This window comes from Edaphobacter aggregans DSM 19364 (assembly GCF_000745965.1).
In the GTDB taxonomy this organism is placed as follows: Bacteria; Acidobacteriota; Terriglobia; order Terriglobales; family Acidobacteriaceae; genus Edaphobacter; species Edaphobacter aggregans.
Window position 1 is genome coordinate 1 of sequence record NZ_JQKI01000145.1, and the last position, 12,230, is coordinate 12,230.

At 56.8% G+C, this 12,230-nt stretch carries 13 protein-coding genes and 2 pseudogenes; 8 read left to right on the top strand and 7 right to left on the bottom strand.

Annotation, left to right across the window (positions count from 1 at the left end; all coding sequences use genetic code 11):
• Nucleotides 1-210: pseudogene (locus Q363_RS43170) on the bottom strand (ISNCY-like element ISCARN62 family transposase); the annotation flags it as partial.
• Nucleotides 211-388: 178 nt separating this feature from the next.
• Here Q363_RS43170 and Q363_RS26745 point away from each other — a divergent pair.
• The 4 genes from Q363_RS26745 to Q363_RS26760 all read left to right on the top strand — a co-directional run bounded on the left by Q363_RS26745 (nucleotide 389) and on the right by Q363_RS26760 (nucleotide 2,135).
• Nucleotides 389-631 carry a hypothetical protein gene (locus Q363_RS26745; protein ID WP_035356854.1) on the top strand — a complete coding sequence of 81 codons (243 nt, stop codon included), beginning with the start codon at nucleotides 389-391 and terminating at the stop codon, nucleotides 629-631.
• 3 nt (nucleotides 632-634) lie between these two features.
• On the top strand, nucleotides 635-880 hold the full coding sequence (locus Q363_RS26750) for a hypothetical protein (protein WP_035356856.1): 246 nt from the start codon (nucleotides 635-637) through the stop codon (nucleotides 878-880).
• 66 nt (nucleotides 881-946) lie between these two features.
• Nucleotides 947-1,387, top strand: a complete 441-nt coding sequence (locus tag Q363_RS26755) for an SOS response-associated peptidase family protein (RefSeq protein ID WP_245632494.1) — start codon at nucleotides 947-949, stop codon at nucleotides 1,385-1,387.
• A gap of 139 nt (nucleotides 1,388-1,526) precedes the next feature.
• Complete coding sequence (locus Q363_RS26760) at nucleotides 1,527-2,135, top strand: DNA methyltransferase family protein (protein WP_051979385.1); 609 nt, start codon at nucleotides 1,527-1,529, stop codon at nucleotides 2,133-2,135.
• A gap of 232 nt (nucleotides 2,136-2,367) precedes the next feature.
• On the opposite strand, the gene Q363_RS43175 is transcribed toward Q363_RS26760, so the two are convergent.
• Complete coding sequence (locus Q363_RS43175) at nucleotides 2,368-2,661, bottom strand: hypothetical protein (RefSeq protein ID WP_211256366.1); 294 nt, start codon at nucleotides 2,659-2,661, stop codon at nucleotides 2,368-2,370.
• Nucleotides 2,662-2,976: 315 nt separating this feature from the next.
• Nucleotides 2,977-5,877: a protein kinase domain-containing protein gene (locus Q363_RS36925; protein ID WP_051979386.1), complete on the bottom strand. Its 2,901-nt coding sequence runs from the start codon at nucleotides 5,875-5,877 to the stop codon at nucleotides 2,977-2,979.
• A gap of 463 nt (nucleotides 5,878-6,340) precedes the next feature.
• On the opposite strand from Q363_RS36925, the pseudogene Q363_RS26775 reads away from it, so the two are divergent.
• Both Q363_RS26775 and Q363_RS26780 read left to right on the top strand, forming a co-directional pair.
• A pseudogene (locus Q363_RS26775) lies at nucleotides 6,341-6,754 on the top strand (transposase); the annotation flags it as partial.
• 164 nt (nucleotides 6,755-6,918) lie between these two features.
• A complete protein-coding gene (locus Q363_RS26780) occupies nucleotides 6,919-7,437 on the top strand; it encodes a dihydrofolate reductase family protein (RefSeq protein ID WP_035356879.1) in 519 nt (172 codons plus the stop codon).
• 224 nt (nucleotides 7,438-7,661) lie between these two features.
• On the opposite strand, the gene Q363_RS26785 is transcribed toward Q363_RS26780, so the two are convergent.
• Nucleotides 7,662-8,222, bottom strand: a complete 561-nt coding sequence (locus tag Q363_RS26785) for a hypothetical protein (protein WP_035356860.1) — start codon at nucleotides 8,220-8,222, stop codon at nucleotides 7,662-7,664.
• A gap of 258 nt (nucleotides 8,223-8,480) precedes the next feature.
• Between Q363_RS26785 and Q363_RS26790 the strand changes: the two genes are divergently transcribed.
• A complete protein-coding gene (locus Q363_RS26790) occupies nucleotides 8,481-9,425 on the top strand; it encodes a DUF2157 domain-containing protein (protein ID WP_035356862.1) in 945 nt (314 codons plus the stop codon).
• Nucleotides 9,422-9,721 (top strand): hypothetical protein, encoded by a 300-nt coding sequence (locus tag Q363_RS41285; protein ID WP_035356864.1) that lies wholly within the window; start codon nucleotides 9,422-9,424, stop codon nucleotides 9,719-9,721. The genes Q363_RS26790 and Q363_RS41285 overlap by 4 nt, the downstream gene beginning before the upstream one ends.
• Nucleotides 9,722-9,825: 104 nt before the next feature.
• Here Q363_RS41285 and Q363_RS26800 read toward each other — a convergent pair whose 3' ends face one another.
• The 3 genes from Q363_RS26800 to Q363_RS26810 form a co-directional block, all read right to left on the bottom strand.
• On the bottom strand, nucleotides 9,826-11,133 hold the full coding sequence (locus Q363_RS26800; protein ID WP_035356881.1) for a glycosyltransferase: 1,308 nt from the start codon (nucleotides 11,131-11,133) through the stop codon (nucleotides 9,826-9,828).
• A 111-nt stretch (nucleotides 11,134-11,244) separates the two neighbouring features.
• Nucleotides 11,245-11,487, bottom strand: a complete 243-nt coding sequence (locus tag Q363_RS26805; RefSeq protein WP_157467631.1) for a hypothetical protein — start codon at nucleotides 11,485-11,487, stop codon at nucleotides 11,245-11,247.
• 33 nt (nucleotides 11,488-11,520) lie between these two features.
• Complete coding sequence (locus Q363_RS26810; RefSeq protein WP_245632495.1) at nucleotides 11,521-11,694, bottom strand: hypothetical protein; 174 nt, start codon at nucleotides 11,692-11,694, stop codon at nucleotides 11,521-11,523.
• Nucleotides 11,695-12,230 lie beyond the last annotated feature (536 nt).

Sequence of the window (12,230 nt, forward strand, 5' to 3'; positions counted from 1 at the left end):
GATAAGGTGGTTGTTCGATGTGCGACCACGAGCCTTGTGGATCAGCGCACCTCCACCCCCGTCGCGATACGCCGTCAGCAGCCGCCGTGTCTGCCTGGTACTGAGTCCCAGAATCGCCGCGGCCGAAATCTCCGTGCGCCGCCGTGCCAAAACCTCAGAAAGAACCTCTATGCGTTGCAGTTCACGTCCGCTCATCGTTACTAAGCCCAATCTCTTCCTCCCGAAGCTCACTTTCGGAAGGGTAGTTTGGACATTTCAACTTTGCAGAAACCGGACATTTCTACTTTGCGCGTACATGTTCACTGTACATAATTCGCATTATCAGACGTAGAGTCAATAACTTACAAATGATAGTGAAAGCATAGCATCTCCATTGCTGGAGGTGCTATTGCTCTTTGGGGTTCAGACTCATTCGTGCAATTGCGGGAGCGATGTCGATGCCGTAGAGCAGTTTCCGTACAGCCGCAACACCGTCGTCGCCTGTCCGCTGTGCGGCGAGCTGCGCCGCTATCGTCCCAGCGAAGTCTTTCTCGGTTGGGTCGACGGCCTGGTCGAGGAGCAGAAGGCCAGCCGTCGCTTTCGTCCGTTTGTGCGTAAGCCGCCTCGCCGAGAGCCGGATCGCGAGGACTGATTTATGCCCCGCGTCCTGATGAACTTTCAGCACTACAAGGATTGGGTTGTCCATTTCATCGAGGCTGACTGCCGAACTACGATCGGCCGCCGCTATTTCCACTTCGCCACTGAGGAGGGCCTTCGCACCTTCGTCTCCCGATGCAACGTCGAAGACATGGCCGACTTCGAGCACGCCATGCGCGCCTGGGCGCGCGGTAACAGCTACGCCAATCTCACCGAGGAGCAATACCACAAGCTCAAGCAATGAGACCTAGAAACGCCGGCTTTGAGCAGAGCACCTGAGCATTAGCTAGGCTATGAGGTCTACCGGCCAATGCCTCCACCGAGTAGTGCACCGACGTTTTGTTGGACCTTGTGCGGCCGCTACTACCGAAAGTCCGACAAGCAGAAGATCGCCGAGGCATTCCACGCCACCAAGGTCGATGTCTTCGTCCTGCCGCCGTGGGACTACAACGTCGCACCCACCAGCATGCAGCCCATCATCCGCTCCAGCCGAGACACCGGCGAGCGCGAGTTGGTCTCGATGCGCTGGGGCCTGGTGCCATTCTTCGCAATCGACCTGAAGGCCTTCAAGGGCTTCTCCACCATCAACGCCCGCGCCGAGACCATCACCACCTCGCGCACCTACCGCGAGCCCTTCAAAAAACGCCGGTGCCTGGTTCCCAGGCCTCCGGCTTCTACGAGTGGAAGAAGCTTGACGCAAAGAACAAACAGCCCTTCGCGCCCATCGCACCCGCTCCACATGGGGCGGTAATTGGAAAACTGTTTCCGTCTATCTCACCGACGCAAGCAGATCGACCCGCCGACGAAAGCACCGTTGACCCCGACGGAGCCCACCGCCGCCGACACGCTCCAAACGATGACCCTAGACCTGAAGGCAAAACCCGCTCCCAATGTTCCACACGCCGCGCCAGCGCGACGAGCGCATTCCCTCGCATGAAGAGCTGCACGAGCTGAAGAAGACCGCCACGACAGGCGTTACAGTCGTAGCGATTCCGCAACTCTTCCCCACACCGCCCGAGCTGGCAGACCGGATGGTTGCGCTGGCAGACATTCAGCCATGGCAACAGGTCTTGGAGCCGTCAGCAGGTACGGGCAGGATCATAGATGCGATTCGCCGCAACGCTCACGGCTACGCGATCGCCGCCGTAGAGCTGAATTGCAACTTGGCTCACCGGCTCCGCGCCGTTGGTTGCGTGGACGACACACACCAAGCGGACTTTCTGGAGTGCAACGGCAATCTCGGCACGTTCGACCGAATACTTATGAATCCACCGTTTGCGAATGCAGACGATATCAGACACATCACCCACGCCCTCAAGATGCTGAAGCCCGGAAGCCGTCTCGTAGCTCTATCCGCCAACGGTCCACGCCAGCAGGACAAGCTAAGGCCCATCGTGGAGTCTCTAGGCGGATCGTGGGAAGAACTTCCCGCAGACACCTTCAGCAGCGCAGGAACAAGCGTCCGCACCGTTCTACTAGCCGTCACGAGCGGCCAGTAAATTGCCGAGGACTGAGGCCGGGGGACACTCCCCCGGCAAAGGAGGAAGCATGGGCGGGAACCGCAAACACGGCTACAGACGGGGTAATCGCGGAGGCTTCAAGGGTGAGCCGTGGTTTTGTGACGGATGCAAGAAACTCCACGTATACACCCGGTTTCGCAACGGCACATTAGACGGGTGCTCTCTCTGTGATCGCAGATACAACCGTGAGAGCGAGGCAACAGCCGCCCGTTTAAACGGGCGCAAGGGTATAAACCTCTTCGGTTTTTCCCCTTGACCGCTTTTCCCGCTTTGCTCCATCAGGACCGCGACGCCGGCAATGAAACCCGGCCTCGCTCTTTCCCGCTTCCGCCAACCCAAGGACGCCCTGGCTGGTGACCTGCATATCGACATAGGCTTTGTGGTTCTCCCTGGCGTCCTCGAAGGTGACGGTTGCGCGAAACAGCCGCTCCATCTGGACGTCCAGGCGGGCAGCGTCGCCGCGCTTCCCTCCCCCTGTGCGTGGATTCAGCCCAATCTCACGCATAAAGGTGTCGAGACGATGTCAGACCGCAGTATGGATACGATTCAAAAGGAGCTAGCCGCGCTCAGTTAACGACTCTCTGCCGTTGGGTTAGGACGATGTCCGGTTCGAGCTCAGGGGGAGTAAGGTGCGGTTTGCCGACCAACTGGGAGTGAGCGGCTCAGCGAATTCCAAAGCGTTCGTCGTCACTCATTCGGTAGTGGTCGATATGGCAGCTTCGCCAGAAATGCATTCATTTCGCGCAGCACATCCACCTCGTTCGACCAGAAGATGGAGTGACTTGCAATTAGGTAATCGGACGACATGTAGCGCTGTCGGCTATTCCTGGCGGAAGTTCTCTACCATCTTGATAACGCTCTGGGGATCGCACTGAGTGTAGAAGATGGTGCGCCCGTCTCGCGACGCGCTTAAGCTGGGCTGCCCCTCGCTGGGGCTGTTTTCAAGTGACAGGACTGGCGTAATCCGCCGGGTGGCGAAACTATAGAACTCGATGGTAGGACGTGGTTCGGCATCGGCGTCGAGCAGGTAGAGTCCGCTCTCAGTCAAGGACCAGTTTCCCCAGTAGCCTACTTGCGGCTTGCCGGTCACCACAGGCGACTCGCTCCCTCCGCTTGCGGGCATGCTCCATATCCCAGGTTCGTCAAACTTGCTGTAGTAGATCGTTCGCCCGTCGTAGGACTCGAGAGGATCAAAGCCGCCATGTTCAGTCAGCCGTCTCTCTGACCCGTCCTCAAGAGAGTGCTTCCAGATCTGCCTGCCTCCCGCACGCGGGGAGGTGAAGTAGATGGACCTGCCGTCGCGGGACCAACTTGGCACGTAGTTGTCGGAGTCACCATGCGTGATCGCATGAAGGTTCCTGCCCTCTGCATCAACGACGTAGACATGGGAGTAGATATGAACGTTATCCTCTACGCGGGCATCGAAGGCGATCCATCGTCCATCGGGCGACCAGCGCGGAGTGCCCGAGAACCGGCCGATGGTCGTCAGTTGCACCGGGTGATCGCCCTCAGAGCTGTTGAGCCAAATCTGGTTTGTGCCGGAACGTGCTGATTGCAGCGCAAGACGCGTCCCGTCCGGGGAGGGTTGGGCAGCGTCTTCCATGAACTGTGAATAGATGAGCTTCTTGGTACGAAGTACTGGGCCGCCTGCTTTCGAAAGATCCGCTCGCCAGATTGCCGCGGGAGCAAAGTGACTGGAAGACCCCCCCGCCTGATTCTCCTCATAGACAAGCTTGCGCCCGTCCTGGGAGATCGAACCCACGCCCGGGTAGACCATCTCAGGTTCGAACGGGCCGCCTGCTACCGGCACCCTCCAGGGACGCAGCATGTTTCCTCGCAACCAGTAGAGGACGATGTATTTGCCATCGGGTGTCCACATCGGGTTCCAGAAGTTTGTACCGTGTGAAACAAGCTTCGGTGGGCCACCGGTAAGAGGCACGGCATAGAGCTCGCTATAGCCTGCGTCGGTGTAACGAAAAAATGCCACGGTTCGTCCGTCCGGGGAGAGCGCATCGTCGGCAGCAAAGTCTCCGTGAGATCCGGTCGCGAGACAGCGCTTCTCACCGGTTGCGAAGGAGAAGAGCACAACCGCGCGCGGACCACCTGGGGCGCACTGGTCGAGCATCACCATGGCTTTGCTGTCCGGAGTCCAGATAGGCCGGCCCGCGACCCCGTCCCGGCAGGGCGAGTTCGTCAGTCGACGCTCGGGGCCCCCGAGTGCGGGGACCGTGTAGACCCCATCGCGGTCGCTATTGCAGCGGGCAAAGGCAATCTCCCGACCATCCGGCGACCACTGCGGCGGGCCGGGAACACCGTCGCCCCGCTTGTGGTGTGTGAGTTGTAGCGGCGTGTCACCTCCCACCAACTGCACATAGATGTCGTAGTGTGTGCGCTCCACACCATTCCAAACGAACGCGATCTGACGCCCATCCGGCGAAAACGATGGGGAGTTCGCGTGTCCGGGCGCACTCGTGAGAACCGAAGAACTCAGATCCGAAGACATCATGTTCGGCTCGCCCGAAGATGGCTTAGGCTGAAGGGCGGATCGAAGAGACGCAGATCGAATGAGCGCGGCGATTCCAATTGCTGATACGACGCATACGATTATTAGGGCTGCGACGGGCGCGGGGATACCTGCCCTCGAGCCGGTTTCCGTTATCCGTTCGAGTTCGCTGAGCAGGTCAGCGGCGCTCTGCCAGCGGTCGTCCGGGGACTTGGCGAGGCACCTCCGGACGAGGCGGTCCAGCGCCGGCGAGGCCAACGGCTGTATCGCCGAGACCGGCGGCGGGTTGGTGGACATCACTGCCGCAATCAGGCTCGCGTGGCTCGAACCCTCAAAACACTTGCGACCAGTGATCATTTCGTAGAGCATCGCGCCAAAGGAGAAGATATCGGAGCGCGCGTCACTCTCCTTGCCTTCGAGTTGCTCCGGAGACATGTATTGCAAGGTGCCGAGGATCGTCCCTTGAGCCGTGATTGGCGACGCGGCGGTGGTCCCGAGGGTATCCGCCTCGTAAGACACCACCGGCCCGGCTATCTTGGCCAACCCGAAATCGAGCAGCTTGGCCCCGCCGCGCGTCAGCATGACGTTGCCCGGCTTCAGGTCGCGGTGGACTATACCCCTGCGGTGTGCGGCGTCGAGAGCACCAGCGATCTGGATGGCGATGCGAAACACTTCTTCGATTGGCAATGCTCCCTTGCAAAGACGAGCTTCGAGGGTTTCACCCTCGAGATACTCCATTACCAGGAATTCCACCGAATCCTCTTGACCGATGTCGTACAGCGCGCAGATGTGCGGGTGATTCAGGCTGCAGACGGCTCGCGCTTCGCGCTCAAAGCGCCATTTCAGATCAGGATCGGACGAAAGATGAGTGGAAAGAATTTTGACAGCGACGTCGCGTCCGAGGCGCGTGTCCCGCGCGCGATACACCTCTCCCATTCCACCAGCACCGACCGCTACGAGGATCTCGTACGGGCCAAGTCTGGTGCCTGGGGTCAGCAGCATGGTATGGGTGTGGATTCCGACCTTTGTAGAAAAATCGAAAGGAGGCTTTTCGAGGAAGCTGCCGGCGCGCTCGTCTTCCATCAATAGCTGTTCGACCAGGTGCCTTAATTCCGGCTCATCCTGGCACGCGGCATCGAGAAACGCACGCCTGGCCTCGGGCGCCATATCCAGGGCGTCGCCGAACAACTTCTCCACGGACTGTCTGTGCTGGCCCATCTTCGCCCATCCGATAGCAGCAGACGAATTGTCTGGCCCGCCATTCCACCAGCACCGACCGGTGTGAGGATCTCGTACGGACCAAGGGCCTGGGGTCAGGGCATGGTATGGGTGTTGATTATATCGCTCGGCTCAAATGCTCAGATAGCGAAAGAGAGCCCTCTCGCCCAGCCATCTGCCGAGCCGCGCCCAGGAAACCTGATAACGCTGGATGAAAAATCGGCTCCACGGGGAAGTGATCTTTTTGCAGGCGATTGGCGGCGCCTCCCGGGATTTGCCTGGATCACGGGCAAACCAAAAGTTGCCCATGAAGAGGTGAATCGTTGCCTACCCTTCCGCGGGGTGTGAGCTCGCCGCGCGCATTCAGCTCTGCACCCTATTATGAGCATCGAGTAGCAGCCTAGCTCTAACAATTACGCCTGCACCCCACTAAACAAAGCTTGACCGATCTCAGCAGCGTTTTCAGGTTCAGCAGTTTCTTCATTTTGTACTGAAGAGTCAAAGATCGCTCGCCTTGCATGTCACCGCCGCCAACGAGCAGGACCGCGCCCAGGTGGAGAAGCTCGCCGAAGCGGTGCAGCAGATCACCGGAGACCACGTGGAACTTGCCTACGTTGACCAGGGCTACACCGGAGAAGCCACTGACAGCGCGGCCGCCCGGCACGGCATTCAACTGGAGGTCGTCAAGCACACGGAGGCCAAACGTGGCTTCGTCCTGCTGCCGCGCCGATGGGTCGTCGAGAGAAGCTTCGCTTGGGCCGCACGATTCCGCCGCCTGGCCAGAGACTACGAACGCCTCTCCCAAACACTCGCCGCCTTTCACTACTTCGCCTTCGCGTGCCTCATGCTCAGCAGAATCTTCAAACTGCTCAACTGAAGTCATTAACAGCCTCTAGAAAAGCAGACCTCGGTTGCAGTGCAGGGTGATGCTCAGGGACGGGCTGGAGGTCCTCGGAGTAGTGGACGTGGACCAGCCGCCACTTCCCACCTCTCAGCTAGAATGGACAACTCTCGCCGTTAACTCTGTTGTGGGGTGCGAAGATGCGAAAGATTCAGTACGGAGTTGCTGTCAGTTTGGACGGCTATATCGCCGGTCCTAACGGGGAATCGGATTGGATCCAGATTGATCCAGAGATCGATTTCTCTGCAATCTGGTCGCAGTTTGACACTCTGCTTATGGGGAGGCGGACATATGAGGCCGCGACTAGAAGGTTGGGGCGAGCAGCCTTTGCTGGAAAAGCTACCTTTGTCTTCTCAAAGCAATTAGAACCGAAAGATCATCCGGGCGTGACAATCGTATCTGAGCTGACCCACCCATGGATACAAGCTCTTAAGAAGCAGGAAGGGAAAGACATTTGGTTGATGGGCGGCGGTGAACTGTTTCGAAAGCTGCTTGACCTTGGCGAGGTCGACTCGGTGAATATCACGACAGTTCCAGTGATGCTCGGCGACGGCACGCCTTTGATGTCTCCTCCCTATGCCCCAACTAAGCTCGCCTTGCTGACTCACCGCGTATATAAATCGGGGAGCATCTCGATGACCTACGAGTTGAAGTCCTAGCGCCAACGGAAGCGACAGCTACCCAGCTACGCATCGGCAACGCATCCGCTTTGCTGATCAACACGGATAAACCCATCGGCCTGATTGGAGATCAGGTCGGGTACAGAGCTCAGTTGTACTGCACGAAAAAACCGGGATTATCGGCAACTTCAATCGAACTTGCCGATAATGAGGGAATTACAGTCTCGTTGGTAAATACAAGAGCGTTTTCAGTACCGAATCGGTCAATCTGGGTCGTCCAACGTTTCAAGGTAGGACGTAGCAAGTACACCGATCACGACGAAGAGCAGAAGTGTCGCATAGGAAGTGAGATCAACAAGTCCGGCTCCTGAGCCATAGAACAGAGATTTCAAACTGCCACTGAGTTCGTCGTATGGAGAACTCCAATTCCTCAATTCAGGAAACAGTGAGACGGATGCCGCCAATCCAACTACGAGCTTCGGTGAGGGGTAGACCAAAAGAGCGAGCAGAGCAGCGGATAGAAGCAAATACGTCGCTGTCAGATAGACTACAGCAGGATTCATCCAGGCAGGTCCCACGCCGTCCCGGAAGCCGAGCGTTCCTGCGTGAAGTTGCGAGAGGATATCAAATGGGGACAAGTGTGTTCTGCCAAGGACAGCTGGGTCAGCTACGATAAGCGGGACGAAGATGCTGCAGAGACCGATAACAACAAGCCCGATAGCGAATGAGCGTCTTCGTTTCCCAAATGCTTTCAAGCGATCCGGTGTGAACCACGTCAGGACGAGGAACAGGAAAACTCCGACGGTGAGTAAAAGGTTGATCAACCGCTGCGCCTAAAGATTGATTCTATGTTCTCCTGATTATGATAAAGCCACCTAAACGTTGGCCAAGCACTTTCAGCTTTGACATACATGTTTGACCAGCATTCGTCCCAACTAGCCGATGCTAGGCGTTTGACCGTAGACAATTCCATGAAAACGGACTTTCGAGTAACTACTGGGCCCCTCGTGAGCCGACATGTAATATCGGAATCGAATGCTGAGCACAGACATGCTGCTCCACGTCCGGAGAATGAAAGCGCCATGACTATCCTCGCTCGCTTGGAGCTCTGGAAGGAGCAAGGCGCAATATCGACTGAGCAGCAGGCTCATTTAGCGAGCCTCTCTCGCGGAGAACCCTTCTCCCTCTCGCTTGAGCTCAACCTTCTCCTCTATGCAGGTGTGTTGGCGTTCGTTGCCGGACTTGGCTGGACTATCTCCACTTGGTCGCAGCAACTCGGTGATGTACTCGTCCTGACCATTCTCTCCATCATCCTCACGGCCTCTTTTTGGTATTGCTTTTCCCGCGCGCCAGCCTGGTCGGCTGCGGAGACGGCTGCACCGACTCCGATCTTCGACTATGTCCTCTACCTCGGCAGCCTCGTCTGGTGCGTAGAACTCGCTTACCTGGAGAACCGTTTCCACGTCCTTTCCGGACAATGGGATCTCTATCTCCTGGCCACGGCCCTCCTCTTCTTCTTCCTTGCCTATCGTTTCGACAATCGCTTCGTGCTGTCTCTCGCTTTGTCCTCACTCGCCGGATGGTTCGGGCTCACTATCTCGCATTGGCCGTCTCATCAGGACGCGGCATACCGGCTATATGCCTTGGTTTACTGTTTGGTGGTCGGTACAGTTGGAGCGATTCTTGAGCGCCTCAAACTGAAGTCGCATTTTTTTACTACGTATCTGAACGTCACTGCCAATGTTCTATTCTGGGCAATCCTTTCCGGGGTCTTCAATTCGCACGGCTATGGCTTATGGCTTGTCGCTTTGCTGGCCGCATGTGCCGCGTCCCTCGTCTGGGGCCTGAAGCGCCGGCAGTTTGCCTTCGTCGCCTACGCCGCCGTCTACGGCTACGTGGGTGTTAGCTGGATGCTCATCCGCAACGCCTCGGACAGCACCTTTATCCTGGCCTACTTCGTGTTCACCGCAATCGCGATGATCGCGATGCTTGTCCAGATCGCGCGTCGCTTTGGGAGGCCGGAGTGAGAATCTACACGGAATCGAACGAAGAGACCCTGCGTGCCCGCAAACTCCTGACGCAGTGGACCGGCGACGGTTCCCTCAGCAAGGAGCAGTACCAGCGCCTTGAACAAGACACGGTCTCCGACCTGCGCATCACCAATATCTTTTTGAGGCAGCAACTTGAAAGGCGTCTCGGGCTGCGTCTGCTGAGTCCCTACGGCTCGTGCTTACAGCTCGCAGCTCGTATTGCGGCAAGGATCGCAAAGCGGGGATGTGTGCCGCTACGGCCCATCCAGGATGAAGCGGGCTCGCACCGATGATTCCAACACCAATCTTTTTCATGTTCTCTCTCTTTCTGACTGCTTAGCTATCTTTGGTATGCGCGGTCTTCTTTGCTGCGGGTAGAACGGGGAAGGGGAGGATCTCAGGTTTGCGATAACGCGCTACGTTCACCGTCCAATTCTTCCTTCGTAATCTTTCGGAATGTTTGCTCAATCACATCAGCAGCTGCGTCCAGCCCGTGACCCTTTGCGATCACCTCTTTGAAGTAACGGGCTCGTTCGCGGTAGCTCGGATTCTCCAACACTTTTCGGATCGCTTCTAACATCTGGTCGCCGTTGAGCGTCTCAATTTCCAGAGATTCCCCTACTCCGTGATATTCGATTCTGGCAGCAACGCCGGGCTGGTCATAACCGATTGGAAGGGCGACCATTGGTACTCCCTGAGCCAACGCTTCAAGTGTTGTGTTGAGCCCTGCGTGGGTGATACAAAGCGCAGCACCCTTCAACAGTTCGAGTTGGGGGGCTGTGCGGACGATGATCGCATTGGATGGAATTGGCCTTAATTCATCGGGATTGATGGACTGGCCCACTGAAAGAACAAGCTGAACCTCTGGAAGCTCTGTCGCGGCCTCAAGTATCGCCCTGTACACATGGTCCAAGCCGTTTACCAGCGTTCCTAATGAGGCGTAGATCAGAGGCTTGCCATTCAACTGTTCCCATCCAAAAGCTACAGCCTCGCGCCCTTCATCATCGTGCAAGGGCCCAGCGTAGTGAAAGTGGGCAGGCAATTGGATGTCAGGGAAATCGAATTCCTTCGGAGCCTGCGTAATGACAGCCAGCTTGGAGATAGTGGATCCAGGCTCCTGCCAATTGATGTGGAGACCGTTCCTCTCTGCGTAGGGCACCGCTTCCGCCAATACCGGCATCAGTACCTCTCCGATTTGCTGCAATCCACTGACGTTCCTGGTCAACGCTTCCGAGGTGGTCTCGTGTCGCCAGTTGAAGAGAGGTGCCGGCGTCGATCCTGAGAAATCAAAGTGTAGAGCGCACGAAACATGGATAAACGGGATGCCCCTGCTCATGGGAACTAGTTCAAGGAAAAAGTGGATGGGATCCATTACCAGCGCCTCAACGCCTGCCTCATCCAGCTTTTGCGGAAGATTCTTTAAGGCTGCTCGAGTGAGAGGCGCGAATACCATCTTGCATGTATTTTGCACTACCTCAAATCCGTGTAGCTTCGCCACAGGTGCATAGGCTTCAGCCAGGGATCCCATCGGAAATTCTTCCTCGCAGTACGGAACGAAGGTCAAGCCGGCAGCCCGAGCGAAAGGTTCAGTGTCCAGAAGACCAATGAATATTACTTCGTGTCCACGTGACTGTAGCCTGCGTGCAAGCGCTGTCATGGGATTGAGATGTCCTGAGGCGGGATAACCTACAAAACCAATTTTCACAAATACCTCTTTTCTTCTTTGCATGCTCCTCAAGAGCAGCGCCAATTCTGAAATCTGATCGCTCGCCTGAAGTGTCGGGGAGATCAGGGTGATGGAGAGATTGCTACTTTCTTAGCGTTCATTCTTCCTCGAGTAGACGCGTGCGAGCTTATGCGCGGTTGCGGTAATGGCCTGCGCAGTGCCAAGCCTGGCTCGCATTCTGCGGAAAAACGCGCCGAAGTAGTCCTTGGCACGGGAGAGCAATTTGGCCCCAAGCCGGAGCACGATGGCTACTCGGTTCTTCACCTTCCGCGTCTTGGTGGAGAGCACTTTACCGCCGCTGATTCGTTTATCCGGATCACTTCCGTATACCAATCATCCGCCGCCCAGACCTCTAAGCCCAGAACCTCACGAATCGTGGTGTGAGCCTTCCAGTGCCATCGCCGTCTTGATCAGGATCTGTTCGGGAGATAGATGGCAACGCAAAAGCATCTCAATCGCGAGTGTCAGTGTAGTGCGCTGTTCGAAGGCCAATCTTCTCCACATGTCTTCCTGATTGATTTCAAGCTCAGTGCGCGTCATGTGTCTGTCCTCCAGGTGCCCGCTCTGCGAGCCAAGTTGGTTGCTCCTCATGAAGCGAGCTATTCGGGTTTGCTCGAGCCCCGCGGGACAAGGACGGTGACGCCTGTGCCGTCGACTATAGTTACATCTTGAATCTCTCCATTCTCTCCCCTCGCTTTTCAGCATGTCTCTTGAAGAGCCCAACCTATCGTATTGGATTATCTTATCCAGAATTAGATTCAGATTTCTCTCCGTATCGGCTTTCCCGCCTTCCCTGTTAGAAAATATTCAGGGATTTCGTACAGAGCGCCCCATTAGGCTGCAGTAATGCACTTGAGCGAATAGTCGGCTTCTCGGCAACTTGATCTTGGCTTGTCACACTCCCGCTTGGTCCGCGACAAATGAGCAGCCGGTTACACGGCCACTTGGCGAAGACTTAGACCGATCTGAATAGTTCGATGCGTCCTATGAGAGGGGATGTCAAGGAAAGATTTCCCCTCCGTCCTCTCCGAGAGGAGATGGATGTGGCGATTGGCATCCGGCCCGATCTCAGATCT

Coding starts and splice junctions, on each gene's coding strand:
- Q363_RS26750 (WP_035356856.1), top strand. CDS start 635: ATGCCCCGCGTCCTGATGAACTTTCAGCACTACAAGGATTGGGTTGTC.
- Q363_RS26755 (WP_245632494.1), top strand. CDS start 947: ATGCCTCCACCGAGTAGTGCACCGACGTTTTGTTGGACCTTGTGCGGC.
- Q363_RS26760 (WP_051979385.1), top strand. CDS start 1,527: ATGTTCCACACGCCGCGCCAGCGCGACGAGCGCATTCCCTCGCATGAA.
- Q363_RS43175 (WP_211256366.1), bottom strand. CDS start 2,661: ATGCGTGAGATTGGGCTGAATCCACGCACAGGGGGAGGGAAGCGCGGC.
- Q363_RS36925 (WP_051979386.1), bottom strand. CDS start 5,877: ATGGGCCAGCACAGACAGTCCGTGGAGAAGTTGTTCGGCGACGCCCTG.
- Q363_RS26780 (WP_035356879.1), top strand. CDS start 6,919: ATGCGAAAGATTCAGTACGGAGTTGCTGTCAGTTTGGACGGCTATATC.
- Q363_RS26790 (WP_035356862.1), top strand. CDS start 8,481: ATGACTATCCTCGCTCGCTTGGAGCTCTGGAAGGAGCAAGGCGCAATA.
- Q363_RS26810 (WP_245632495.1), bottom strand. CDS start 11,694: ATGACGCGCACTGAGCTTGAAATCAATCAGGAAGACATGTGGAGAAGA.